Source organism: Mycobacterium sp. 852002-51152_SCH6134967, from assembly GCF_001667105.1.
Taxonomy (GTDB): domain Bacteria; phylum Actinomycetota; class Actinomycetes; order Mycobacteriales; family Mycobacteriaceae; genus Mycobacterium; species Mycobacterium neumannii_A.
In genome coordinates this window covers 43578-68797 of sequence record NZ_LZIK01000015.1, presented here as the reverse complement: position 1 = coordinate 68797, position 25220 = coordinate 43578, and the positions used below count along the sequence as shown (strand labels likewise).

Annotated in this window: 24 protein-coding genes; 12 read left to right on the top strand and 12 right to left on the bottom strand. The window is 67.3% G+C overall.

The genetic code is table 11. From position 1 onward, the window contains the following. Nucleotides 1–39 precede the first annotated feature (39 nt). The 4 genes from A5790_RS04580 (at nucleotide 40) to mscL (ending at nucleotide 2347) form a co-directional block, all read left to right on the top strand. Nucleotides 40–654 (top strand): 5-formyltetrahydrofolate cyclo-ligase, encoded by a 615-nt coding sequence (locus A5790_RS04580; RefSeq protein WP_066841606.1) that lies wholly within the window; start codon nucleotides 40–42, stop codon nucleotides 652–654. 59 nt (nucleotides 655–713) lie between these two features. Further along, a complete protein-coding gene (locus A5790_RS25325) occupies nucleotides 714–1067 on the top strand; it encodes an FmdB family zinc ribbon protein (protein ID WP_082961573.1) in 354 nt (117 codons plus the stop codon). Between the two features lie 69 nt (nucleotides 1068–1136). Then, nucleotides 1137–1787 (top strand): SAF domain-containing protein, encoded by a 651-nt coding sequence (locus A5790_RS04570; protein WP_066841604.1) that lies wholly within the window; start codon nucleotides 1137–1139, stop codon nucleotides 1785–1787. A gap of 101 nt (nucleotides 1788–1888) precedes the next feature. Further along, entirely contained in the window at nucleotides 1889–2347 is a 459-nt protein-coding gene (mscL, locus tag A5790_RS04565; protein ID WP_066841603.1) for a large-conductance mechanosensitive channel protein MscL, read from the top strand. Between the two features lie 60 nt (nucleotides 2348–2407). On the opposite strand, the gene A5790_RS04560 is transcribed toward mscL, so the two are convergent. The 7 genes from A5790_RS04560 to rpmF form a co-directional block, all read right to left on the bottom strand. Further along, entirely contained in the window at nucleotides 2408–3052 is a 645-nt protein-coding gene (locus A5790_RS04560) for an MspA family porin (RefSeq protein ID WP_066841602.1), read from the bottom strand. A gap of 525 nt (nucleotides 3053–3577) precedes the next feature. Then, nucleotides 3578–4222, bottom strand: coding sequence for an MspA family porin (locus A5790_RS04555; RefSeq protein ID WP_066841601.1), 645 nt, complete (start codon nucleotides 4220–4222; stop codon nucleotides 3578–3580). 569 nt (nucleotides 4223–4791) lie between these two features. Continuing rightward, complete coding sequence (locus A5790_RS04550) at nucleotides 4792–5337, bottom strand: molybdenum cofactor biosynthesis protein B (RefSeq protein WP_094293126.1); 546 nt, start codon at nucleotides 5335–5337, stop codon at nucleotides 4792–4794. Between the two features lie 23 nt (nucleotides 5338–5360). Further along, the gene (locus A5790_RS04545; protein WP_066841599.1) at nucleotides 5361–6731 is read right to left on the bottom strand and encodes a trypsin-like peptidase domain-containing protein; all 1371 of its coding nucleotides are present in this window, start codon (nucleotides 6729–6731) and stop codon (nucleotides 5361–5363) included. A gap of 185 nt (nucleotides 6732–6916) precedes the next feature. Continuing rightward, nucleotides 6917–8386, bottom strand: coding sequence for a HAMP domain-containing sensor histidine kinase (locus A5790_RS04540; RefSeq protein ID WP_066841598.1), 1470 nt, complete (start codon nucleotides 8384–8386; stop codon nucleotides 6917–6919). After that, nucleotides 8386–9072: a response regulator transcription factor gene (locus A5790_RS04535; protein ID WP_064399516.1), complete on the bottom strand. Its 687-nt coding sequence runs from the start codon at nucleotides 9070–9072 to the stop codon at nucleotides 8386–8388. Before A5790_RS04535 ends, A5790_RS04540 begins: the two co-directional genes overlap by 1 nt. A 72-nt stretch (nucleotides 9073–9144) precedes the next feature. Then, nucleotides 9145–9318, bottom strand: a complete 174-nt coding sequence (gene rpmF, locus A5790_RS04530) for a 50S ribosomal protein L32 (RefSeq protein ID WP_064350598.1) — start codon at nucleotides 9316–9318, stop codon at nucleotides 9145–9147. A 199-nt stretch (nucleotides 9319–9517) separates the two neighbouring features. Here rpmF and A5790_RS04525 point away from each other — a divergent pair, with 199 nt between their 5' ends. The 6 genes from A5790_RS04525 to A5790_RS04500 all read left to right on the top strand — a co-directional run bounded on the left by A5790_RS04525 (nucleotide 9518) and on the right by A5790_RS04500 (nucleotide 17976). Further along, nucleotides 9518–11251, top strand: coding sequence for an acyclic terpene utilization AtuA family protein (locus A5790_RS04525; protein WP_255361505.1), 1734 nt, complete (start codon nucleotides 9518–9520; stop codon nucleotides 11249–11251). After that, nucleotides 11248–12396 (top strand): acyl-CoA dehydrogenase family protein, encoded by a 1149-nt coding sequence (locus tag A5790_RS04520; RefSeq protein WP_066841597.1) that lies wholly within the window; start codon nucleotides 11248–11250, stop codon nucleotides 12394–12396. Before A5790_RS04525 ends, A5790_RS04520 begins: the two co-directional genes overlap by 4 nt. Further along, a complete protein-coding gene (locus A5790_RS04515; RefSeq protein ID WP_066841596.1) occupies nucleotides 12393–13988 on the top strand; it encodes an acyl-CoA carboxylase subunit beta in 1596 nt (531 codons plus the stop codon). The genes A5790_RS04520 and A5790_RS04515 overlap by 4 nt, the downstream gene beginning before the upstream one ends. A 91-nt stretch (nucleotides 13989–14079) precedes the next feature. Next, on the top strand, nucleotides 14080–16017 hold the full coding sequence (locus tag A5790_RS04510; RefSeq protein ID WP_066841595.1) for a biotin carboxylase N-terminal domain-containing protein: 1938 nt from the start codon (nucleotides 14080–14082) through the stop codon (nucleotides 16015–16017). Continuing rightward, nucleotides 15999–17183 carry an acyl-CoA dehydrogenase family protein gene (locus A5790_RS04505; RefSeq protein ID WP_255361504.1) on the top strand — a complete coding sequence of 395 codons (1185 nt, stop codon included), beginning with the start codon at nucleotides 15999–16001 and terminating at the stop codon, nucleotides 17181–17183. The genes A5790_RS04510 and A5790_RS04505 overlap by 19 nt, the downstream gene beginning before the upstream one ends. A gap of 13 nt (nucleotides 17184–17196) precedes the next feature. After that, complete coding sequence (locus tag A5790_RS04500) at nucleotides 17197–17976, top strand: enoyl-CoA hydratase family protein (protein ID WP_066841593.1); 780 nt, start codon at nucleotides 17197–17199, stop codon at nucleotides 17974–17976. On the opposite strand, the gene A5790_RS04495 is transcribed toward A5790_RS04500, so the two are convergent. Together A5790_RS04495 and A5790_RS04490 are read right to left on the bottom strand one after the other, a co-directional pair. After that, nucleotides 17973–18941: an HTTM domain-containing protein gene (locus A5790_RS04495; RefSeq protein ID WP_066841592.1), complete on the bottom strand. Its 969-nt coding sequence runs from the start codon at nucleotides 18939–18941 to the stop codon at nucleotides 17973–17975. The genes A5790_RS04500 and A5790_RS04495 overlap by 4 nt on opposite strands. Beyond that, the gene (locus A5790_RS04490) at nucleotides 18938–19513 is read right to left on the bottom strand and encodes a hypothetical protein (protein ID WP_156656297.1); all 576 of its coding nucleotides are present in this window, start codon (nucleotides 19511–19513) and stop codon (nucleotides 18938–18940) included. Before A5790_RS04490 ends, A5790_RS04495 begins: the two co-directional genes overlap by 4 nt. Before the next feature lie 117 nt (nucleotides 19514–19630). On the opposite strand from A5790_RS04490, the gene A5790_RS04485 reads away from it, so the two are divergent. Together A5790_RS04485 and A5790_RS04480 are read left to right on the top strand one after the other, a co-directional pair. After that, nucleotides 19631–20392, top strand: coding sequence for an SDR family oxidoreductase (locus A5790_RS04485; protein WP_066841590.1), 762 nt, complete (start codon nucleotides 19631–19633; stop codon nucleotides 20390–20392). Between the two features lie 93 nt (nucleotides 20393–20485). Continuing rightward, on the top strand, nucleotides 20486–21067 hold the full coding sequence (locus A5790_RS04480) for a DUF1707 domain-containing protein (RefSeq protein WP_066841589.1): 582 nt from the start codon (nucleotides 20486–20488) through the stop codon (nucleotides 21065–21067). A gap of 11 nt (nucleotides 21068–21078) precedes the next feature. On the opposite strand, the gene A5790_RS04475 is transcribed toward A5790_RS04480, so the two are convergent. From A5790_RS04475 to A5790_RS04465, 3 genes are all read right to left on the bottom strand, one after another. Beyond that, on the bottom strand, nucleotides 21079–23061 hold the full coding sequence (locus A5790_RS04475; protein ID WP_066841588.1) for a VWA domain-containing protein: 1983 nt from the start codon (nucleotides 23059–23061) through the stop codon (nucleotides 21079–21081). Further along, entirely contained in the window at nucleotides 23054–24436 is a 1383-nt protein-coding gene (locus A5790_RS04470) for a sigma 54-interacting transcriptional regulator (protein WP_066841634.1), read from the bottom strand. Before A5790_RS04470 ends, A5790_RS04475 begins: the two co-directional genes overlap by 8 nt. Nucleotides 24437–24528: 92 nt before the next feature. After that, complete coding sequence (locus A5790_RS04465) at nucleotides 24529–25188, bottom strand: hypothetical protein (protein WP_066841633.1); 660 nt, start codon at nucleotides 25186–25188, stop codon at nucleotides 24529–24531. Nucleotides 25189–25220 lie beyond the last annotated feature (32 nt).

Here is a 25220-nt window from a genome sequence, read left to right as displayed (position 1 = left end):
GCGAGGTCGGGCGTGTTGAGACCGATTGGGGAAGATGACGTGAGCGCGACCAAGGCGGAGCTACGGGCCTCGATTCTGGTGGCTCGCCGGGCCCTGCCCGCGCACGAGCACGACACCGAGGCATACGCGTTGACCGAGCATGTGTCGGCACTCGTCTCGACCGAAACGACTGTCTGCGCCTACGTTCCGGTCGGCTCCGAGCCCGGCTCCCCCGAGATGATCGACGCTCTTCACCGGCACGGCGTGCGGGTGCTGCTGCCCGTCGCCTTGTACGACGTCTCGGGTATCCCGCAGCCGTTGCAGTGGGGCGAGTACGTGCCCGGCGAATTGACGGAGGGGCGGTTCGGCCTTCGGGAACCCGGAGGGCCGCGGCTCGAACCGGAGACCATCTCGCTTGCCACGACGTTGTTGATCCCCGCGCTCGCGGTCGATCGCGGCGGTGCGCGGCTGGGCCGCGGTGCCGGCTTCTACGACCGGTCACTGCGGTTGGCATCGCGGTCGGCGCGGCTCGTGGCGGTCGTGCGCGACGACGAACTCGTCGACCGGCTACCCACCGAACCGCACGACGTGTCGATGACCCACGCGCTGACACCGCGGCGCGGGTTTGTGGCCCTCGACCGGGCGGCCGGGCCGGGAATGACGCACGCCACGTAGCGGTTCTAGCACTTGAGTCGGTAGAGTGCTAACAGATCTGACCACCAGGGAGGGGTCCCGTGCCTACGTATTCCTATGCGTGCACCGAGTGCGGCGACAAGTTCGACGCAGTCCAGGCGTTCAGCGACGCCTCGCTGACCACGTGCAAAAAGTGCAACGGCCGGCTGCGCAAGCTGTTCGGGAACGTGGGCGTGGTGTTCAAGGGCAGCGGCTTCTACCGCACCGACAGCCGTGAATCCGCCAAGAGCTCGTCAAACGGCTCCAGCAACGGGTCCAGCTCCTCGGAGTCGAGTTCCTCGTCGGAGAAGACTTCGTCGACAGAGAAGAAAACGTCAGACTCGGCAAGTTCGAGCACCTCTAGCACTTCCTCGAGCTCGTCGGGCTCTCCGGCAGCGGCCGCCGCATCGAGCTGACGCTCGAAGTTATCCACAGGACGGCGAGTACCTCGCCCACCCTCCCGATGCGCTGCCTAACTTGGCCGCATGGGGGACTCACTCAATCTGTCGCCGCTGCATCGGATCACCGAGATCGTGCGGCCCGATTGGACGCGCACGGTGCTTGCCCGCCGCATCGCCGCGGGCGCTCTTGTGGTGCTCGCCGCCGTCGCCGCGGTGCGTCCCGACCCCGATGACCAGCACGTCGACGCCGTCGTCGCCGCGCGCGACCTGAGCCCGGGAAGCGAGCTGACCGCCGACGACGTTCGGCGCGAAAAGCTCGACGCAGCAACGGTTCCCGATGGTGTTCAGACTGATGCCGCCGCGGTCGTGGGCGCCACACTGGCCGGCCCCGTCCGCCGCGGCGAGGCGCTCACCGATGTCCGCCTGCTGACGCCCCGGCTCGCCGAAGCGGCGGCGGGCCCGACTGCGCGCATCGTGCCGCTGTCGCTTGACGAGACCGCGGTGCTCGATCTGATCCGCCCGGGCGATGTGGTCGACGTGCTGGCCGCCGGTGGCGATTCCGACACCCGGCCGCGGGTGGTGGCCAGCGATGCGATCGTCGTGTTGGTGTCTGAAAAGCCCACGGGGACCGGCGCGGGGACTGATCGCGTGGTTCTGGTGGCGCTGCCCGCCCACGCCGCCAACGAGTTGGCCGCCGCGACGCTGGTGGAGACGGTGACGCTCACGCTGCACTGAGGGCGGGCCACTCCACGCCGGGTATTCCTGCCCTGTCCGGTGGCAACGCGGCTAACGTGCGTAGCTGTCGACCACATACCAGGCAGGGAGGATCTAGACACATGTTGAAGGGCTTCAAAGATTTCCTCGCCAGAGGCAACATCGTCGACCTCTCGGTCGCGGTGGTCATCGGTACGGCGTTCACCGGACTGGTCACCAGGTTCACCGACAGCATCATCGAGCCGCTGATCAGCCGCATCGGCGCGGGCGGTGAATCCGACTACGGCATTCTGCGCATCGGCATCGGCGGGGGCCAGACGATAGACCTGAATGTTCTGCTGTCCGCAGTGATCAACTTCATCCTGGTTGCGGCGGTCGTCTACTTCCTCGTCGTGCTGCCCTACAACCGGCTGCGCAAAAAGGGTGAAGTCGAGCAGGCCCAGGACACCGAGCTGACACTGCTCACCGAGATCCGCAACATCCTCGCCGAGACCAACGGATCCTCGGGCGCACACAGCGCAGCCCCCGGCACCGGTCCCGACCCCGACACCGCGAAAACCACGAGCGCCGACAAAACCTGATCGCAACGGAACAGCCCCCGGAGAGTTCCGGGGGCTGTTCGTTGCTCGGGAGAGCGTCTGTCAGTTCATGTTCCACGGCTCGCCGTAGGTGGTGACGCTGTCACCGGCCGACGAGATCAGGCGCGCGAACGGGCGCAACAACACACCACCGGCAGCGCCGGTGACCGTGCCGTGCGCATTGGACACCGCCACACCGCCTTCGGCGCCGGCCACGTCCACCGAAAAGGTCGCGACCTCCTGGATGCCCGGGCCGTTACCGAGATCGGCGCTGATCGACACACCCGGGAACAGGTTAGGGGTGGTCAAGAAGCCCGCGCTCGGGTCGAGGTTCGGCGGCGCCTGATCGAGCAGGATGTTCGGGGTCGTGTAGCTGAAGTTGATGCCGACGCCCAGCGACCACGGGAAGCCGATCTGATAGCCCAGCTCCAGGGTGCCCTCGAACTCATCAGCACCCGGGCCGGCCACGATGTACTTCGCGCGGCCACTGTGGAACCACTCACGAGTCAGCCGGTTGCGGTCAAGAGGAAACACACCATTGAGGAAGGTGTCCCACTGCTGAATCGTCAGCGTCCGGTCCTTGCCGTCAACCAGACTCAGCTCATTGTCCAACCCTGCGTGAGAGGTGCCCGTGCTCACGAACAACGACGCGAGGGCTCCGGCTATCGCCAAAACCAGCGCCATCAGCACCCGACTGAATACCTTCATGTTCTCCCTAGCTAGTCGATGCGGACCCCCTGTGGACCCGCAACTGGTGTCAGCCGTAGCTGGCGCTAGCGCCGCACGACGCATGAGTGGCGTTTGAGCAAATGAGAGACCTCATATGCTGCTCTTACGCTTTGCCCATCCGTTGACACGAGGAACATAACGGCGCTGACGGAAACCGGCAACGCGAGCGCGCGGGTTATCGGCACCGCCCAAGCGCGGCCCAATTTGGTTCATGCTGCGAATAAGGCTTGTCACGACCGGATTCCGCACCCATCCCGCGGGTATCGCGGGACTTCAAGCTCGCTGTTTCGGCTGCGCCGATCGTCGCGACGTGTGCTACGGCACATCGGACCGCTACGCACGGCGCGATCACAGTTTCTGTGCTGTAACGCGCGGTGATCAAGATCACTAGCAAAGTGCTTTTGCTGTTTACCTAATGGCAATGTCCGGTTCTACCTGCGGTCAGAAACAAGACAGCCCCCGGAGGGTTCCGGGGGCTGTTCTGTTGCTCGGGAGAGCGGTCTGTCAGTTCATGTTCCACGGTTCGCCGTAGGTGGTGACGCTGTCACCGGCCGAGGAGATCAGCCGCGCGAACGGGCGCAACAACACACCACCGGCAGCGCCGGTGACCGTGCCGTGCGCGTTGGACACCGCCACACCACCTTCGGCGCCGGCCACGTCCACCGAGAAGGTCGCGACCTCCTGAATACCCGGACCATTACCGAGATCAGCACTGATCGACGCCCCGGGGAACAGGTTCGGGGTGGTCAAGAAGCCCGCGCTTGGGTCGAGGTTCGGCGGCGCCTGGTCGAGCAGAACGTTGGGGGTGGTGTAGCTGAAGTTGATGCCCACGCCCAGCGACCAGGGGAAGCCGATCTGATAGCCCAGCTCCAGGGTTCCCTCGAACTCGTCGGCACCCGGGCCGGCCACGATGTACTTCGCGCGGCCACTGTGGAACCACTCACGGGTCAGCCGGTTGCGGTCAAGAGGAAACACCCCATTGAGGAACGTGTCCCACTGCTGAATCGTCAGCGTCCGGTCCTTGCCGTCGACCAGACTCAACTCATTGTCCAGCCCCGCGTGAGAGGTGCCCGAACTCACGAACAACGACGCGAGGGCTCCGGCTATCGCCAAAACCAGCGCCATCAGCACCCGACCGAAAACCTTCATGTTCTCCCTAGCTGTGTCGACGGTCAGCCCCCGGCTCACCGTGCTCTGCAGTTGGTGCCTGGCCCACCTCTAGTCCCAGAGGTCCGAGACCCCCGCGACTCGATGAGAGATCTCACTGTCGCTGTTACGTGCTGTTCATCGTTTGTGACACGAGGAACATAACGGTCGGGCACAAACCCGGCAACGGGAGATCGCCACACGAGCGAGGGACGTTACCGGGGCTGCCGGTTCGCCGCGCGAACACCTCGCGTTCCCGCGCTCGGGCCGTAACCTGGACGTAACGTGAACCGGTCGGTCGGGTTCACCGCAGCAAGCGGCCGCCGCGCTACGGGAGCGGCGTCGACTGGTGGCTCGATGAGTCAATTGTGATGCGGCGGACGATTTTCCCGCATCCAACGCTCGCGCTCGGCGTCGTCGTCGGGAGTCGAGGCGTCGCGCTCAGCGGCGGATATTCCTGGGATGACCTCGCCGAAAACGTTGTCGATTAGATCGCGACCAGGCCTCGACCGGTCACCCACGATGACGTCCAATTGTGACTAAGATCACATTTCCGCGCTTTCCGCTCATGGTCAGATGTCGAGGCTCGACAGCTGGCCGATGATCTGTACCGCGAGCGGATTGAGGGTCGCCATGCCGTCGCGGACCGCCGCGCGGGAGCCGGCAAGGTTGACGACGAGCGTGCTACCCGAGATTCCGGCGAGGCCACGGGAAACGCCCGCATCGACCATCCCCGCGGACAACCCCGAGGCGCGCAAGGCCTCCGAGATGCCGAGCAGTTCACGATCGAGAATGTCGCGGGTGGCTTCGGGCGTCACGTCGCGGGGGGTGACACCCGTTCCGCCGACCGACACCACGAGGTCCACCCCGCCGATGACCGCGGTATTGAGAGCGTTGCGAATCTCGACCTCGTCGGACGACACGACGACGACCCCGTCGACGACGAACCCGGCCTCCGTGAGCAGTTCGGTAACCAACGGACCGCTGTGGTCCTCCTCGTCGCCGTGTGCGGTGCGGTCGTCGACCACGACGACCAGTGCTCGGCCCACCAACTCCCCTGGCTGCTCCATGACTGCAACCGTATATGCGGCCCGTGACAGCGGCGCGGCCACTCTCAGGGTGCTCACGTCGGTCGGCGTCATCACTGCTGCGCCTTACCCAGCGTGACCTGGACCGACTTCGGCTTGCCCGACGGGTCGAGATACGACAGCGTGACCTTTTCCCCAGGCGCCCTGGAGCGGATGGCGGCGACCAGCGCATCGGCGCTGCCAATCACCCGGTCGTCGACCTTGGTGACCACGACCCCGCTGGGCAGCCCCGCCGCGGCAGCAGCGCCACCGTCGGTCACCTCGACGATCCGAGCGCCGTCGATGGACGCGTCGTTACCGACCTGCACGCCCAGCGAGGCGTGCGCCGCGGTGCCGTTCTTGATCAATTCGTCGGCGATCCTCTTGGCCTGGTCCACCGGGATCGCGAAGCCGAGGCCGATCGAACCGCTCTGCGCTTGAGGCCCGGCGTCGGCGCCCAGTGTGGCGATGGCGGAGTTGACGCCGATCAGCTCACCGTTCATGTTGACCAGAGCGCCACCGGAGTTGCCGGGGTTGATCGCCGCATCGGTCTGGATCGCGTCCAGGACGGTGTTCTGATTCCGAGCGTCGCCGCTGGCGGCGACCGGACGGTTCAGCGCGCTGATGATCCCGGTCGTGACGGTGCCCTCGAGGCCGAGCGGTGAACCGACGGCGACCACGTCCTGACCCACCTGCAGGTTGGCCGACGAACCGATGGTGATGGGGGTGAGGTCGGAGACGCCCTGAGCCTTCACCACGGCGATGTCGCTACTCGGGTCGGTGCCGATGACGGTGAACGGGGCGCTGCGACCGTTCGAGAAGGTCACCTTGGTCTGGGCCCCGCCCGGGCCCGCTGAGGGGCCACTGGGGCCGCCGGGACCGCCCTGGGCCGCCGACACCACGTGGTTGTTGGTCAGGATCAATCCGTCGGAGGACAGGATGATGCCCGACCCCTCTTCGGATGCCCGCCCCATGTCCGTCTCGAGCTTGACGACGCTCGGAACCACCTTCGCCGCGACTTGCTCCACCGAACCCACCGGCAGGCTGGCAGCGGGCACGCTGGGCGCCGCGCCGTCGATCGATGACGATGCCGAGGGCCGGTCGGGCTGCGCCAGCAGCGCCACCCCGCCGCCGATGCCGGCCGACACGACCGCTACGGCAAGCGCTCCAGCCGTCAATGCCCCTGCGCGGGAACGCTTTTGCGGCGGCTGACCGGGCAACGGCTGAGCCGCGCCGCGGTAGGGATCGTAAGGCGCACGGAACTGCTGCTGGGTCGGATGCTGGTGAGCCACCTGATGCTGCGTCGCATAGCGCCAGTCGTAGGGCTGCTGCTGGTACGGGCCGGGACGCTGGGCGCCACCAGGGTAGCCGGGCGTCCCGTGCTCAGCGCCCATCGGCCGGCGGCCGGGCGGCGGGGGCGGCGAATACCTGGGATGGTTCGTCATGTCGCTCGGGCTCTTCCTTTTCCCTCGTTCTTTGCGTGTTCCGGCCAAATGGACAACGTTCGACTCAGGTCAACAGTGCCCCGCCGGGCTGAGAATCCACTTAGAGAACGTTCGGTTGATACCCAAACTTCGTTCCCCCATTCCCGCCGCTGTCAATCATCGTTGACATCGGTGCCCGCGCCGGGCTACTCGGCAGGGGCGTGTCGGGGAACGACCCACTCGGCGGCGTGCTCATGCGCGGGCCGCCCCGGCAGTACCACGTGCATCGATGTGCCGGGTGGTTGCCCGCCGGCAACGGTGTCTTCGATTCGCAGCGAACCGCCGTGTTTGAGCACGACCTGCTTCACGATCGCCAATCCGAGGCCCGAGCCCGACATCGACCGCGCCGTTGTGGACCGGTAGAACCGCTCGAACACGAGCGGACGCTCCTGGGGCGGAATGCCGGGGCCGTAGTCGGAGACCACCAACTCGGCGTTCATCGCGTCGATCTGCATCAGTCGGACCGTCACCAGGCCGCCGGGAGGGCTCCATTTCGCGGCATTGTCGAGCAGGTTGAGCACGGCGCGCGCCAAGCCGGCCGAGTCGCCGTAGACCAGCCACGGTGTGGTCGTCGCCTCGAACTCGATGTCGTTGCGGCGGCGGCGAACTCGTTCCAGCGACCGGTCCACGATCTCGGCGAGGTCGACCGTCTCGTGCACGGTGACACCCGCGTCGTCTCGCGTCAGGTCCACCAGATCACCCACCAGTGTGGACAATTCCTCGATCTGGGCGATCACATCGGCCCTCAGTTCGGCCATCTCGTCCTCCGGCAACCGCGGCGCACCGGGTGCCATCGACGCCATCAACAGCTCGACGTTCGTGCGCAATGACGTCAGCGGGGTGCGCAGCTCATGGCCGGCATCGGTCACGAGGCGGGCCTGGCGTTCGCGCGACTCCGCCAGCGCGCGCAACATCATGTTGAACGCCTCGGTGAGACGGGCGAGTTCGTCGCTGCCGAACACCGGTATGGGCCTCAGGTCATCGGTGCGCGCCACCCGCTCGGCGGCCTGGGTCAACCGCGCCACAGGACGTAGGCCCGCACGCGCGACGGCACCACCTGCGATCGCGGCAACCGCAACCCCGATCCCGCCTACGATGATCAGCACCGTGCTCAACCGTCGGAGCAGCGCGGCGGTGGGGACCATGCTCTTGGAGATCAACAGCGAGCTGTCGTTGGACAGGTGCATCGCGAGCACCCGCTGATGATCGACGGTGCGCAGCGACATGATCAGATCCCCTCGCAGGACGGCCTTTTCGGGCTCGCCCAGCGGCAGCGTCTGCCCCTGTTGGTTGGCCGTGAAGATCGCTCGGCCGGGGATCACCAGCATCGCATTGACGTCCGAGTACGCGGTGCCCTCGATCGCCTTACTCGGATCGGCTTGCAGCGAGCCGCTTTCCATGAGCAACCGCGCCCGGTTGCGCAGTTGGTTGTCGACGTCGTCGTACAACGCGCGCGACACCACCGCCCAGACCGCCACCGTGGTGAGGACGACGACCATCGCCACCATCGACATCGCCAGCAGCATCACGCGCCACCGCAGCGACACCGAACTGGTTCTCGACGGCGGTCGAGGCGATTCGGGCTGGGGTATAGCCCCGTAATTCGGAACGGACATCAGGGAGGTGTTTCGCGCAACACATAACCCACCCCGCGTACGGTGTGGATCAGTCGCGGCTCTCCTTCGGCTTCGGTCTTGCGGCGCAGGTAACCGACGTACACCTCGAGGGCATTACCGGACGTCGGAAAGTCGAAGCCCCACACCTCTTCGAGGATGCGACTGCGCGTCAGCACCCGGCGCGGATTGGCGATCAGCATCTCGAGAAGCGCGAATTCGGTGCGGGTCAGGCTGATTTGGCGTTGACCCCTGGTGACCTCGCGGGTGACAGGATCGAGTGTCAGATCGGAGAAGGTCATCGCGGCCGACTCCACGCCGTCGTCGGGGCCCGTGCGACGCAACAGCGCCCGCATCCGGGCCAACAACTCTTCGAGCGCGAACGGCTTGGGCAGGTAGTCGTCGGCTCCGGCGTCGAGACCGGCGACCCGTTCGGAGACGGAGTCGCGCGCCGTCAGGACGAGGATCGGCAGGTCGTCACCGGTGCTGCGAAGCTGACGGCACACCTCGAGGCCGTCCAGGCGCGGCATCATCACATCGAGCACCAGGGCATCGGGCCGATCGCTGGCGATTCGTTCCAGCGCCTCGACGCCGTCCCCGGCCAGTTCTACTGAGTATCCGTTGAATGAGAGCGAACGGCGCAGCGACTCGCGCACCGCGCGATCGTCGTCGACGACAAGTATGCGCACAGCCACAGTGTCAACCCCCTGTCTGAGAGTGACCTGAGAGGCGCGCCGGGACCCGGTGCGCCCGGCGCCGGGTTAGCGGCGGTCGAGGTCGATCAGGCCGAGGCGGGCGGCCTTGAGCAGCCGGCGCGGCACCTTGTGCTGCTGACCGGCGACGTTGACGCCCACGAGTTCCGTGCGCTTGGCCTTCCACTGCGCGCGCCGGCTACGGGTGTTCGCGCGCGACATCCTGCGCTTGGGCACAGCCATGGTCGAGATCTCCTCTTGAGGGGGTAAGTCTGGCGCCGCGCGCGCGGTTAGGCGCCGGCAAGTGTCTTTCAGGATAGCCAACGACCTGCGTAGCCTCCAAAACAGCGGAAGTCGATGCCCCGAACCTTGACGCGGTACCGCTGGTCATCGTTAACCTACCGGTTGGTTGGCAGCGTCCGCGACGAAGGGAGCCCGCGTGATCTCTACACGTGGTCCGGTCCGGATCGGCAACTGCTCGGGGTTCTACGGCGACCGGCTCGCGGCCATGCGCGAAATGCTCACCGGCGGCGATCTCGACTACCTGACCGGCGATTATCTCGCAGAGCTCACGATGCTGATCCTGGCGCGCGACCGCGCCAAGTCCGCTGACCGCGGCTACGCCAAGACGTTCCTGGCCCAACTCGAAGAGTGCCTCGGCCTGGCACTCGACCGGGGTGTGCGCATCGTCACCAACGCCGGCGGGCTCAACCCGGCCGGGCTCGCCGACGCGGTGCGGGCGCTCGCAGACCGGTTGGGATTGACGGTCAACGTGGCACACGTCGAGGGTGACGACCTGCTCGCGCGCGCGGACGAGTTCGGCTTCGGCTCGGTTCTCGCGGCCAACTCGGTGCTGGCGGCCAATGCTTACCTGGGCGCCTGGGGCATCGCCGAGTGCCTCGCCTCCGGCGCCGACGTGGTGGTGACCGGGCGAGTGACCGACGCATCGGTGACTGTCGGGCCGGCCGCCGCGCACCACGGCTGGGGTCGCACCGACTACGACCGGCTCGCCGGCGCGGTCGCGGCCGGCCATGTCATCGAATGCGGCGCCCAGGCCACCGGCGGCAACTACGCGTTCTTCGCCCGCGACTTTCCCGATCTGGGCGCTTTGACCCGGCCGGGGTTTCCGCTCGCCGAGATTCATTCGGACGGTTCCTCGGTCATCACCAAACACCTCGGCACCGACGGCGCGGTCACCGTCGACACCGTCACAGCACAACTGCTGTACGAGATCGGCGGGGCGCGCTACGCCAACCCCGACGCGACGCTGCGCGTCGACAGCATCGAGCTGTCCGGCGACGGACCGGACCGGGTGCGGATCTCCGGTGTGCGCGGTGAGCCGCCGCCGCCCACGCTGAAGGTCTCGCTCAACAGCATCGGCGGATTCCGCAACGAGATGACGCTCGTCCTGACGGGGCTCGACATCGAGGCCAAGGCGGAATTGGTGCGGCGCCAGCTCGAGACGGCCCTGACGGTCAAACCGGCCCAGCTCGAGTGGACGCTGGCGCGCACCGACCACCTCGACGCCGACACGGAAGAGGCCGCGAGCGCCCTGTTGCGCTGCGTGGTCCGTGACCCCGATCCCGAAAATGTGGGCCGCCAGTTCTCCTCCGCGGCAGTCGAACTCGCGTTGGCGAGTTATCCGGGCTTCCACGCCACCAGCCCGCCCTCGCAAGGGCAGGTCTACGGCGTGTTCAAGCCGGCCTACGTCGCTGCCGCCGAGGTGCCCCACGTCGCCGTGCACGCCGACGGTTCCCGTGTCGAGATACCGCCCGCGGGGGAAACTCTGGATCTGAGGCCCGTGCCGCCGGCCGCCCTCCCTGAGCCGATTCCGTTCGGCGAGACGAGACGCGCGCCTCTCGGCCTCATCGCCGGCGCCCGCAGCGGGGACAAGGGCGGCAGCGCGAACATCGGCGTGTGGGTGAGGACCGACCGGCAGTGGCGGTGGCTCTCGCACATGCTGACTATCGACAAGTTGCGCGAACTCCTGCCCGAGACAGCGGATCTGCCGGTCTCGCGCTACGTGCTGCCCAACCTCCGCGCGGTCAACTTCGTCATCGAAGACATCCTCGGCGAGGGTGTCGCCTACCAGGCACGGTTCGATCCGCAGGCGAAGGGGCTCGGCGAATGGCTGCGCAGCAGGATCGTCGATATCCCAGAGGAGCTGTTGGCGTGAGCATTTGGCACACTCCAGAACGCGAACAACTGCGTAAGACCGTGCGGACGTTCGTCGAGCGTGAGGTGCTTCCCCATGTCGACGAGTGGGAACGCGACGGCGAGCTGCCGCGCGACCTGCACCTCAAGGCCGGCCAGGCCGGGCTGCTGGGCGCCGGTTTCCCCGAGGCGGTCGGCGGGGGCGGCGGCGACGGGGTCGACGCGGTGGTGATCTGCGAGGAAATGCATTACGCGGGCTCGCCCGGTGGCGTGTTCGCCTCGCTGTTCACCTCGGGAATTGCGGTGCCGCACATGATCGCTTCGGGCGACGAGTGCTTGATCGACACGTATGTGCGGCCCACTCTGCGCGGTGAGAAGATCGGCAGCCTCGCGATCACCGAACCGGGCGGCGGCTCGGACGTCGGACACCTGACCACCCGCGCAGATCGCGACGGCGAGGACTACATCATCAACGGCGCCAAGACGTACATCACGTCGGGTGTGCGCGCCGACTACGTCGTGACCGCGGTGCGCACCGGCGGGCCGGGCGCGGCTGGAATCTCGTTGATTGTCGTGGACAAGGGGACTCCCGGATTTCAAGTCACCCGCAAGCTCGACAAGATGGGCTGGCGCTCCTCGGATACCGCCGAACTGTCCTATACCGACGTTCGGGTCCCCGCCGCCAACCTTGTCGGCGCGGAGAACTCGGGCTTCCTGCAGATCGCGGCGGCGTTCGTCTCCGAACGGGTCGGACTCGCCGCGCAGGCCTACGCCGGCGCGCAACGCTGCCTCGACCTCACCGTCGAGTGGTGCCGAAACCGGGAAACCTTCGGCCGCCCGCTGATCTCACGACAGCACGTCCAGAACACGCTGGCCGAGATGGCGCGGCGGATCGACGTGGCACGGGTGTACACCCGCCACGTCGTCGAACGGCAGATCCATGGTGAGACCAACCTGATCGCCGAAGTGTGCTTCGCCAAGAACACCGCCGTCGAGGCCGGCGAATGGGTGGCCAACCAGGCCGTCCAAATGTTCGGCGGCATGGGCTACATGGCCGAGTCCGAGGTCGAACGTCAGTACCGCGACATGCGGATCCTCGGGATCGGTGGCGGCACAACCGAAATACTCACCTCCCTGGCCGCCAAGACGTTGGGATTCCAGTCATGACCGCTCTTCGATCCACGCTCGACGCCGCATCGCCCACGTTCGGTGCGGCGGCGGCCGCGATGACCGCCAAGATCGCCGAGCTCGACACCGAACACGCCAAAGCGCTGGCCGGCGGCGGCGAGAAGTATGTGCAGCGGCACCACGACCGCGGCAAGCTGACCGCCCGCGAGCGCGTCGAGCTGCTGATCGACCCCGACTCACCGTTTCTGGAGTTGAGCCCGCTCGCCGCGTGGGGCAGCGACTTCACCGTCGGCGCCAGCGTGGTCACCGGCATCGGCGCGGTCGAGGGCGTCGAATGCTTGCTCGTCGCCAACGATCCCACCGTCAAGGGCGGCACCAGCAACCCGTGGACGTTGAAGAAGATCCTGCGCGCCAACCAGATTGCGTTACAGAACCGGTTGCCGCTGATCTCTCTGGTGGAGTCCGGTGGGGCGGACCTGCCGACACAGAAGGAGATCTTCATCCCCGGCGGGCAGATGTTCCGCGACCTGACCAGGTTGTCCGCGGCCGGCATTCCGACCGTCGCCCTGGTGTTCGGCAACTCGACCGCAGGTGGGGCCTACATCCCCGGCATGTCCGACCACGTCGTGATGATCAAGGAGCGGTCGAAGGTGTTTCTGGCCGGGCCGCCGTTGGTGAAGATGGCCACCGGCGAAGAAGCCGACGACGAGTCTCTCGGCGGAGCCGAAATGCACGCCCGCACCTCGGGTCTGGCCGACTACTTCGCGCTCGACGAGGCCGACGCCATCCGCATCGGACGGCGCGTCGTCGCCCGGCTGAACTGGCACAAGCGAGGCCCGAAGCCCGCACCGGTCGTCGAACCCCTCTACGACGCCGAGGAACTGGTCGGCATCGTGCCCGCGGATCTGCGCATCCCGTTCGATCCGCGCGATGTGATCGCCCGCGTCGTCGACGGGTCAGAATTCGACGAGTTCAAGCCGATGTACGGGTCGTCACTGGTGACGGGGTGGGCCAGGCTCTACGGCTACCCGATCGGCATCCTGGCCAACGCGCGCGGCGTCCTGTTCAGCGAGGAGTCGCAGAAGGCCACCCAGTTCATCCAGCTGGCGAACCGATCGAACACCCCACTGTTGTTCCTGCACAACACGACCGGATACATGGTCGGCCGCAAGTACGAGGAAGGCGGCATGATCAAACACGGCTCGATGATGATCAACGCCGTGTCGAACTCGACCGTGCCGCACATCTCGCTGCTGATCGGAGCCTCGTACGGCGCGGGTCACTACGGAATGTGCGGCCGCGCGTACGACCCGCGGTTCCTGTTCGCCTGGCCCAGCGCCAAGTCCGCGGTGATGGGCGGAACACAGCTGGCGGGAGTGCTGTCGATCGTCAGCCGCGCTGCCGCCGAGGCCCGCGGCCAGGCCGTGGACGAGGACGCCGATGCCGCGCTGCGGGCCGCGGTGGAAGCGCAGATCGACGCCGAGTCGCTTCCGATGTTCCTGTCGGGCAGGCTCTACGACGACGGAGTGATCGATCCCCGCGACACGCGCACCGTCCTTGGAATGTGTCTGTCCGCCATTGCCACTGGCCCGATCGAGGGGACGTCGAACTTCGGCGTCTTCCGGATGTGAGCGCGATGTTCTCGTCCCCCGAAACTGAACTTATGCGCGATATCTCCCGGATGTCTCGATCACATCCTCAGACTCGGCGCGGGAGAAGCACATGATCACTCGAGTTCTGGTCGCCAACCGCGGCGAGATCGCCCGTCGGGTGTTCGCGACATGCAGGAGACTGGGCATCGGTACGGTCGCCGTCTACACCGACCCCGACGAGCACTCCCCGCATGTCGGCGAGGCCGACGCGCGGGTACGCCTGAGCGGCCGCACGGGATACCTCGACGCCGATCAGCTGATCGCCGCGGCTGCGGCTTCAGGCGCCGACGCCGTCCACCCCGGATACGGATTCTTGTCTGAGAACGCCGAATTCGCGCGCGCGGTAGGTGAGGCGGGTCTGACGTGGATCGGGCCGCCACCCGCAGCGGTGGCCGCGATGGGCAGCAAGATCGAGGCGAAGAAGATGATGGCCGCCGCGGGTGTCCCCGTACTCGACGAGCTGGACCCCGACGGCGTGACCTCCGACCGATTGCCCGTGTTGATCAAGGCTTCGGCAGGCGGCGGGGGCCGCGGTATGCGCGTGGTGCGTGAGTTGTCGGAGTTGCCGGGCCAAGTCGAAGCCGCCCGCAGGGAGGCGGCATCCGCATTCGGCGACCCGACGGTGTTCTGCGAGCGCTACCTGGCCAGCGGGCACCATGTCGAGGTTCAGGTGCTCGCTGACGAACACGGCACCGTCTGGGCGGTCGGTGAACGCGAGTGCTCGATCCAGCGGCGCCACCAGAAGATCATCGAAGAGGCGCCCTCGCCGCTCGTCGAGCGCACACCGGGTATGCGCGCCAAGCTGTTCGATGCCGCGCGGCTGGCCGCGTCTGCGATCGGCTACACCGGAGCGGGCACCGTGGAGTTCATGGCCGATGCGTCCGGCGACTTCTACTTCCTCGAGATGAACACCCGGCTGCAGGTCGAACACCCGGTGACCGAAGAGACCACCGGCCTGGATCTGGTCGAGCTGCAACTGCTTGTCGCCGACGGGGGCAGGCTCGACGCCGAACCGCCGCCATCACGGGGCCATGCCATCGAGGCGCGCCTCTACGCCGAGGATCCGGCGAAGGGCTGGCAGCCGCAGGCGGGCACCGTGCGCCGGTTCGAGGTCCCAGCCAACGTCCGGGTGGATTCCGGGGTGGTCGACGGATCGGTGGTGTCGATCTTCTACGACCCGATGCTGGCCAAGGTGATCTCCTATGCGCCCCACCGTCGCCAGGCGGCCACCATCCTCGCCGATGCACTGTCGCGCAGTCGCATTCACGGCGTGCGCACCAACCGCGATCTGCTGGTCAACGTGCTTCGTCATCCGGCGTTCCTCGACGGTGCCACCGACACCGCGTTCTTCGACACCCACGGGCTGGGGGCGTTGTCGGCACCGCTCACCGACGGCCGCACGGTCGCGTTGTCGGCAGTTGCCGCCGCCCTGGCCGATGGGGCCGAGAACCGCAGCGCTGCGACGGCATTCGCGGCCGCCCCCAGCGGTTGGCGAAATCTGGTGTCGGGCCACCAGATCAAGCGGTACGCGGACACCGGCGGCAGCGAGCACGACGTCCGATACCGGTTCACCCGCTCGGGTCTCGAGTTGCCCGACCACGACGACGTTTCGCTCCTTTCGGCATCACCGACGCGGGTCGTGCTGACCGTGGCGGGCGTGGACCGACCGTTCGAAGTGGCACGCTACGGCCAGGACGTATTTGTCGACTCACCCTCGGGCCCGGTGCATCTCATCGCCAAACCGCGGTTCGGGGACCCCGACGACGCCGTCGCACACGGCTCGTTGTTGGCGCCGATGCCCGGTTCGGTGCTGCGCGTCGGCGCCGCGGCCGGCGACACCGTCACCGCAGGCCAACCGCTGGTGTGGCTGGAAGCCATGAAGATGGAGCACACCGTCACCGCACCCAGCGACGGTGTGGTCGCCGAACTCAACGTCGAACCCGGTCAGCAAGTCGATGTCGGCTTCGTCATCGCCCGAGTCGTCGCCCGATCCGAAGGAGAACAGTGAGCAGTTTCGTCGAGACCGAAGAGCAGCAGGCGTTACGCAAGTCGGTCGCCGCGATGGCCGCGAACTTCGGCCAGGACTACTACCTGGAGAAGGCGCGCGCCGACGAACACACCGACGAGTTGTGGTCGGAGGCAGGTAAACTCGGGTTCATCGGGGTGAACTTGCCCGAAGGGTACGGTGGCGGCGGCGCAGGTATGTATGAGCTGTCGATCGTGATGGAGGAGATGTCGGCGGCGGGCTGCCCGCTGTTGCTGATGGTCGTTTCGCCCGCGATCAACGGCACCATCATTGCCAAGTTCGGCACCGACGACCAGAAGGAGCGTTGGCTGCCCGGCATCGCCGACGGGTCGATCACTATGGCGTTCGCGATCACCGAACCCGACGCCGGCTCCAACAGCCACCGTATCACCACCACCGCGCGCCGCGACGGCGCCGACTGGATCCTGTCCGGGCAGAAGGTGTACATCTCCGGCGTCGATCAAGCGCAGGCGGTGCTCGTCGTCGGCCGTGCCTATAAAGAGGGAGCCCACAAATCCGAATCTCTTCGCCCGGCGCTGTTCATCGTACCGACCGACACAAAAGGGTTGAGCGCGACCAAGATCGAGATGGAACTGGTCAGCCCGGAGAACCAGTTCCAGCTCTTCCTCGACGAGGTCCGGCTGCCCGCCGACGCGTTGGTCGGCTCCGAGGACGCCGCGATCGCGCAGCTGTTCGCCGGCTTGAACCCCGAGCGCATCATGGGCGCCGCGAGCGCGGTCGGCATGGGCCGGTTCGCGATCAACAAAGCCGTCGACTACGTCAAGACCCGTCAAGTCTGGAAGACACCGATCGGCGCCCACCAGGGGCTGTCGCACCCGTTGGCGCAGAACCATATCGAGATCGAACTGGCGAAGCTGATGATGCAGAAGGCGGCATCGCTCTACGACGCGGGAGACGACGTCGGTGCCGCCGAGGCGGCGAACATGGCCAAGTACGCCGCAGGTGAGGCCTCGGTGCGCGCGGTCGATCAAGCGGTGCAGTCGATGGGCGGCAACGGCCTCACCAAGGAGTACGGCATCGCCGCCGCGGTCACGGCGTCGAAGCTCGCCCGCATCGCGCCGGTCAGCCGGGAGATGATCCTGAACTTCATCGCGCAGACCTCGCTCGGGCTGCCCCGTTCCTACTGATGGGGCCGCACTGATGAGCGCACTGGTCGGTTATGCGGTCGACGGGGCCGTCGCCCAACTCACCCTCGATTCACCGGACAACCGCAACGCCTTGTCGACCGCGCTGGTCGAACAGCTGCACCAGGGCTTCACCGACGCCGTCGCCGATGCCGACGTGCGGGTCGTCGTACTGGGTCATACCGGCGGGACATTCTGTGCGGGAGCCGATCTCAGTGAAGCCGCGGGGCGGGACCCGGGTGACCTGGCCGTCGACCGAGCCCGTGAGATGACCCGGCTGCTGCGCCGCATCGTCGAGCTGCCGGTCCCGGTGGTGGGCGCCATCGACGGGCACGTCCGCGCCGGCGGGCTCGGGCTGGTCGGCGCATGCGACATCGTGGTGGCCGGCCGCCGAAGCACGTTCGCGCTGACCGAAGCACGCATCGGTGTCGCGCCCTCGATCATCTCGCTGACCCTGCTACCCAGGATGACCAGTCGCGCGGCGAGCCGCTACTTCGTCACCGGCGAGAAGTTCGGAGCCGCGGAGGCGGCCGACATGGGGCTGATCACGATCGCCTCCGACGATGTCGATGCCACCGTCGCCGAGTTGACCGCCGCGATCGGCAAGGCGTCGCCGCAGGGGTTGGCGACCTCGAAGGCGTTGGTCACAGCGCCCATCCTGGAATCCTTTGACCGTCGCGCCGAAGAGCTCACCGCGCAGAGCGCCCAGTTGTTCGTCTCCGAGGAGGCCCGCGAAGGCATGCTCGCTTTCCTCGAGAAGCGCCAGCCGAGGTGGGCCAGTTCGGCCGAGTCCTAGGGCACCGCCGACTGTTCAAACGACGGTGGCGGCGGCTGATCTGACAAGCGGTTGTCGCGCTTGGCTTTCCACCGCGTCGGCAGGCGCTCGATCGCCTCGCCCGGAACGAACGCCAGGTACAGCACGAACATCGCGACGCTGAAGAACGCAACGTTAAGGTTGACCATGATCGTCAGGTGCATCACCACGCCCGCCCCCAGCACCCAGTACCGCCAGCGTCTGCTCCAGACGAGGATCGCCAGCGCCAGTTCGATCAACAGGGTGCCCCACGCGATGAGGTTCACCAGAATCGCGTTGGCCGCCAACCACTCCGGAGCAGGCAACAGCGCCCATCGGCCGTCGGTCCCCCATGCGTAGAAGACCGCGGAGCCGTCCACCCAGCTCTTGTTCGCCAGCTTCGCCTGGACGGTCACCAGGTAGATGATCGACAACTGGATCTGCAGCAGCCGAACCGGCCATACCGCCCTGGTCTGTGCAGACCAGAACGCACCGGCGAGCCGTCGCTGGTCCAGCGACAACGCCGCACCGCACGAGGAAAGCGCCAAAACCAGGGCGGTGACGGTGAGGATGGAATCCCCGGCGTTGAAGAAATGCTCACCGCGTCGCAGAAAAGACTGCAGCAGAACGAAAACGAGGACCGCCGCCACCCGGCTGTGCCAACCGAGAGTCATCGCGACGGCGGCCACCAGCAGCACCACCCACCCGGCGAGAAGCGCGTTGTCGCCCGGCCATATCTGGAAGACGCTCCACTGGAAGTTCACCCGGGGATGCTCGGGCTCCACCCCTTGACTTCCGAAGACGCCGAGAAGATCTGGGATCAGCGTCAGGCACCAGGCGACGATGACGAGACCGAACCCGATCCGCACGAGACCCAGCGGGTAGGCGGGCCGAGCGGTGAAGAAGAAGGCGTTCCAGCGGTCGGCGGCGGAACCCCACGCCGACCGGACTCGATCCCCGGCGGTCATCGCGCGCCCGCCAGAACCTCTTGGTAGAGGAGTTTGGAGGCGACGGGGCGCCGGGTCTCGGCCGACTCCTCACCCGGCGCCGTCAACGTCTCGGTGTGCAGCAGCATCGTGACGCCCACGGCCTTGTCGTTCGGCTTACTCACCTCGCGGACCACCCAGTGAGCCAGCTGCCGCCGGAAGTCGGAGTCCAGAAGGGCGGCATACCTGAGCAGCAGCCAACGGTCCCACCACCCGACGCCGCTGGCGCCGGGCTCGAAGGTCCACACCCGGGTCTGACCGTCAGCGAAGCGCACCTGCACCTCGACGGAGTCTTGGCGCCTGCTCGGGTTGGCATACATCGCCCAACTCTGGTCGAGCGCGGCGGGCACCGCGATCGGCTCGACGACGGAAAGCAGCTCACGCTTGATCGGCGAGTCGGGCAGGTTGCATACGATTCCGACGACCACGAAGACCACGATGCCGACACTGATGACCACCCTGCCCACGGGCGAGCTCTCGAACCGCTGTTGCAGAGTGTTCAAGCCGCCAAGGCGAGAGCTGCGCTCCTGCTGCTCCTGCTGGTCTGGCGTCACGGTTCTCGCCTCTCGTCGGGAACACCCTAATTCACCGTGTGATTCTCGCTGTGTCGGCGCGTCTGCGCAGAACTCGGCGTCCCCGAAGGGCTTGACCACGGGCATAGTGTGAGGCTGATGTCACGTACGGTTCTCGTCACCGGGGCAACGGGCACACTGGGCCACCGCGTGGTACCGGAGGCGATCGACGCCGGCCACGACGTTCGGGCGCTGAGCCGCAAAAGCCATGTGGGATACACCGGTGTGCACTGGGCCCAGGCCGACCTGGCCACGGGTGCGGGCCTGGACGCGGCGGTCGACGGTATCGAGGTCGTGGTCAACTGCGCGACGCAACCGATCGGCGACAAGGACGTCACGGCGATGCGCAACCTCGTCGCATCGGCCCGCCGGGTCGGCGTCGCGCACATCGTGCACGTGTCGATCGTCGGCATCGACCGCATTCCGCTGCCGTACTACCGCACGAAGCTGCGCGCCGAACAGGTCCTTGAGGCGTCCGGCGTCGGCCACACGGTGCTGCGGGCGACACAGTTCCACGATCTGATCCAAACGATCTTCGCGCTGCAGCGGTACTCCCCCGTGATGTGGACGTTTCGCGGGGTTCGGTTTCAGCCCATCGACACCGCCGACGTCGCGGCTCGGCTGGTGGAACTGGCCGGCACCGAACCGGCGGGCAGGGCGCCCGACGTCGGTGGGCCCGAGGTGCACACCCACCCGGAGTTGGCGCGCATGTATCTCGAGGCCACGGCGAGCCGGCGCCGGACCCTTCCGGTGCCCGTGCCTGGACGAATCGGGAACGCATTGCGGTCGGGCGCCAACCTGGTTCCGCAGAACCGGACGGGCGTGCTCGGGTTCGCCGAATTTCTGGCAGCCGGGCAATAAGTTCGCCCATCTAGATTCTTCGCCCTCGCGAGTCAGGCCACAGTTTGGCCTACTTGCTTGCATGTGCCACGGTTCGTCGTACGCTCGTATCCGATGAGCAATCCAGCGTCGCGGAGCGGTCCGATGCGTGCTGCTGACACCGATCGAATTCAGGTGGCACAGCTGCTCACTGATGCCGCCGCCCAGGGCCGACTTCAACTCAATGAGTACGAGGACCGTCTGACCAGGGCGTATGCCGCGCAGACGTACGACGAGCTGGACCGTTTGTCGGCTGACCTGCCCGGCGCGATCACCCGGGGGCGCAGCGGCGGCCCGTGCCGGCCTGCGCCGTCGACGATGCTGCTGGCGATCATGAGCGGCTTCGAGCGCCGCGGTCGCTGGAACGTGCCGAGGCGGATGACCACGTTCGCCCTCTTCGGCGGCGGAGTGGTGGATTTGCGGTACGCCGACTTCACCTCACCGGAGGTGGAAATCCACTCGTACTCGATCTTCGGCGGCCAGACGATCCTGGTGCCGCCGGAGGTCAACGTCGACCTGCGTGGCGTCGGTGTGATGGGCACCTTCGACCGGTCCGTGGAGGGTGAGGGCTCGCCTGGCGCGCCGTGCGTGTGCATCCGCGGCTTCTCCCTGTGGGGCCGAGTCGGCGTCAAGCGCAAGAAGCGCAAGGCCACCTGATCCCACCGGCGTCAACGTCGTCGGCGAGACCTCAGATAGTCGCCGACAACCGCGGCGCCCAGCCCGTCGAGGTCGGGCACCACCACGCGGCCCTCCACCCGCCGCGCCACCTGGTCGATGAACCGGGCCAGCCCCGGATCGTTGCCCAGCCGGAAGATCGTCACCTGCGCGCCGAGCGCGGCGACCTCGTCGAAGCCCTTGACCGTGTGGGCGATCGTCCTCGGATGCGGCGGGTAATCAAAGAACACAGCAGAAGAGCGGTCGTCGTTCGCGCCGCGCTCCAGGTGTGCCGTCGGCTCCCCGTCGGTGACGACGAGCACCACCGGCTGGGCGTTGGAGTGACGACGTAGATGGCGCGCGGCCAACGAGAGCGCATGGTGCAGGTTGGTGCCCTGCTCGTACACGCCCTCCAGGCCGGTGAGCTCGGCGGCCGTCACGGTTCGGGCATAGCGTCCGAACGCGATGATCTGTAACGCATCCGACCGGAACCGCGTGCTGACGAGATGGTTCAGCGCCAGCGCGGTGCGCTTCATCGGCAGCCACCTGTTCTCCATCACCATGGAGAACGACGTGTCGACCAGCAGCGCCACCGCTGCCTGGGTGCGCGTCTCGGTCTCGGAGATCTCGACGTCCTCGACCGTGATCTGGATGGGTGAACTCGGGCTCCTTTCCAGATTCCCGGCTTGGCGCAGCACCGCGTTGGTGAGGGTGCGCGTCACGTTCCACGGCTCGGTGTCGCCGAACGCCCACGGCCGGGTCGCGCCCGTCAGCTCGCCGGCCGCGCCCGCCCTGCGGGTGTCACGCTCACCGTGTCTACCCGAAAGCTGTTGCGCCACATCGCGCAGCGCCGTCTGCCCGAGCTGGCGCATCGCCTTGGGCGACAGTCGCCACTGGCCATCGGACCCGCGGTCCAGGAACCCCTGGTCCATCAGCGCCCGTTCCAGCTCGGCCAGTGTGCGCGCATCGACGGCGGCGTCCTCCCCCAGCTGGCGGGCCAACATGTCGAGGTCGACATCCTCCATCGTGGCCCCGGCATAACTCTGCGACAGCGCCTCCGCCAACTGCTCGAGTTCGGCGATGTCGGCCATCGCCTGAGCGCCCTCACCCATGCCGAGCGGATTGTCCCCGGAGAAGTTCGACGAACCGCCCCAATCCTCCCCGGGCCGGGCCGCCTGCAGATGGGAGTCGAGGCGGTTCAGCGCGTTCATCAGGGAGGGGGAACCGAATGCCTGTTGCGCCAACGCATCCAGCTCCGCGCGCTGCTCGGCGCTCAGGCTGTTGCGGAAGCGCTGGGCGGCCGCTGCACGTTGGGCCAGCGAATCCAGCAGTTCGTCGACGTTGCGCGGGTTCTCCGGGAAGAACTCGCCGTGCTTGTTCATGAAGTCGTCGAAGTCTTCTTGGGAGTCCTCGCCCTTGGCATGCTTGTCCAGCAACTCGTTGAGGTCGTCGAGCATCTCGTTGACCCGCTGCCGGTCCTCGTCGGTCGCGTTCTCCAGCGCCTGCTTCATACCCGCGAACCGCTGGTCGAGCATCTCGCGGCCGAGCAGATCCTTGATCTGCTCGTACTTCTCGCGTCCCTCGGGGCTTCGCCATTCGTAGTCCGACAGCTCCTGGACGGCCTTGGCAGGCGACGGCGGCAGCGACTCGATGCGCATCTCGTTGAACCGCGCGTCGTCGTCGAGGGCACGCGCCAGCTCCTTGCGCTCGGCGAGCACCGCCTCGTCGAGGAGCTTCTTGACCTCGGCCAGTGTGCCGTCGAGGTTGTTGCGAGCCAACAACTCCCGGCGACGACGGTTGGCCTCGGCGGCGAGTTTGTCGGCGCCGCGCATATTCGTGGTGCCGCGGCGCAACATCTCCGACAGCGCGCGGCGCGGCGAACTGCCCTCCATCACGTCCTGGCCGATCTGCTCGAGTGCCTCGCGCAGATCGATCGGGGGCGCCAGCGGGTCGGGCCCGCCGGTGTATCGCGAATACCGCGAGATGTGTCTAGCCATAGGTCGTTTCGCCCTCGTCGGACACCTTGTCTATCCGCTTGGCCAGATACAGCGCCTCGAGGGCCAGCTCCACCGCGGCCGCTCGCTGCCCGTCGGACTTCGCGTCGAGCCGCTTCTGGATCTCGGCGATCGCGGGCACCTCCGGCACCGCGGCCAGCACCTCGCGCGCCGAGACCCGCTCACCGGTGGTGACGGCCGAGCCGTTCTCGATCGCGACCACCAGCGGTCCGACGTCGATGCCGCCGAGCAGGCGCTGCGCGGTGTCCGCGGTGGCCCGGCGCAGCAGGTGCTCGAGCACCGCCTGCTCGCGACCCTCCTCGCCGGACTCGAACTCGAGCTTGCCGCGCAGCACGTCGACGACCGAGCCCAGGTCGACCACTCGGGCCACCGGCTCCTGCTCCCCGAGCACCGCCGACCGGTGACGCGCGGCCGCGGCGACGGTCTCGGCCGCGGCGATCGCGAAGCGTGCCGAAACCCCTGAGCGCTGGTCGATCGACCGCGACTCGCGTAGATGACGGGCGAACCGTGCCAACACCTGGATCAGGTACTCGGGCACCTCGGCGGCCAGGTGCGCCTCTTGGGTGATGACGCCGACCTCTGCCTCGAGCTCGAGCGGGTAGTGCGTACGGATCTCGGCGCCGAACCGGTCCTTGAGCGGGGTGATGATCCGGCCGCGGTTGGTGTAGTCCTCGGGGTTGGCGCTGGCGACCACGAGGACGTCGAGCGGCAACCGCAACGTGTACCCGCGAACCTGGATGTCGCGCTCCTCCATCACGTTGAGCATCGACACCTGGATGCGCTCGGCGAGGTCTGGCAGCTCGTTGATCGCGACGATGCCCCGGTGTGCCCTCGGGATCAAGCCGAAGGCGATGGTCTCCGGATCGCCGAGGCTGCGGCCCTCCGCGACCTTGATCGGGTCGATGTCGCCGACCAGGTCGGCCACGCTGGTGTCGGGGGTGGCCAGCTTCTCGGTGTAGCGCTCGCTGCGGTGCCGCCACGCGATCGGCAGGTCGTCGCCCGAGTCCGCCGCGCGCCGGATGGACTCGGGGGTGATCGGGTCGTACGGGTGCTCGCCCAGCTCCGAACCCGCGATCACCGGGGTCCACTCGTCGAGCAAACCCGTCAGCGCGCGCAGCAGCCGGGTCTTGCCCTGCCCGCGTTCGCCGAGCAGCACCACGTCGTGGCCGGCGATCAGCGCCCGCTCCAGCTGCGGAATGACGGTGTCCTCGAAGCCGAGGATGCCCGGCCACGCGTCGCGTCCCTCCGCCAGAGCGGCCAGCAGGTTGTCCCGGATTTCTTGCTTGACGCCCCGCTCGCGATGGCCCGAGGCCCTCAGCTCGCCGACGGTGCGGGGTAGATCTTGGGGTTGAGTCACCACTCCAAGCTACGACTTGTCTCGCGAGCGTGCGGGTTTCCCATGCCTGCGGCGTTCACGTCCGCCCACTTCTGCACGCTCACCGCGGCGTCTCACCCCGCCGACGGCGGCAGAAGTTGGAACCCGTCGAGGATCGTCTGGCTGTCCCGCTGATACGTCGGGTCCTCGGGGACCAACGTCTGGACGGTCACGCTGACCGCGAAAGTCCGTCCTTCGGTGCGCATCACCGCGCCGAGCGCGACGGCCGGATGCGGCGCGACGTTGCCCATCACCGGCATCTGGTAGTCGAACATCCTGGCGGGCACGCCGCACACCGTGCCCTCGGTCTCGCGAACGTCCGTGGCGCCGATGCCCGACTCGAGCGCATCGCGCATGTTGGTGAAGATCAGGCCCGCGTCCTGCACACCGGGCGCGCTCTCGAGCGTCACCACGACGTTCGGCGTGAACCCCTGCGCGGTCAGGTCGTCGTTGCGCATGGCGAAGCGGATCAGTTCCGAATCCATCATCGTGGTCCGCTCCCACCCCGGCGGCGTCGGGATCCGCATCACCGGCTCGTTGTCGTTCTTGGCCGGGATCGTCGTCAATGGGTTGTCGACGGCCTCGCATTGCGACGAGTCGAGTGCCCCGGAATCGGCCGCCGCCGACAGGTCCTCACCCGCGACAGCGCGTGCGTCGTCCACGGTCCGCGTGCACGAGACCAGCACAAAGGTCGCCAGCAGCAGGGCGGCGGCGGTGCGCGACGCAGTGAACATGCTGTGCAACATAACCACCTCCCGCCGTCTTC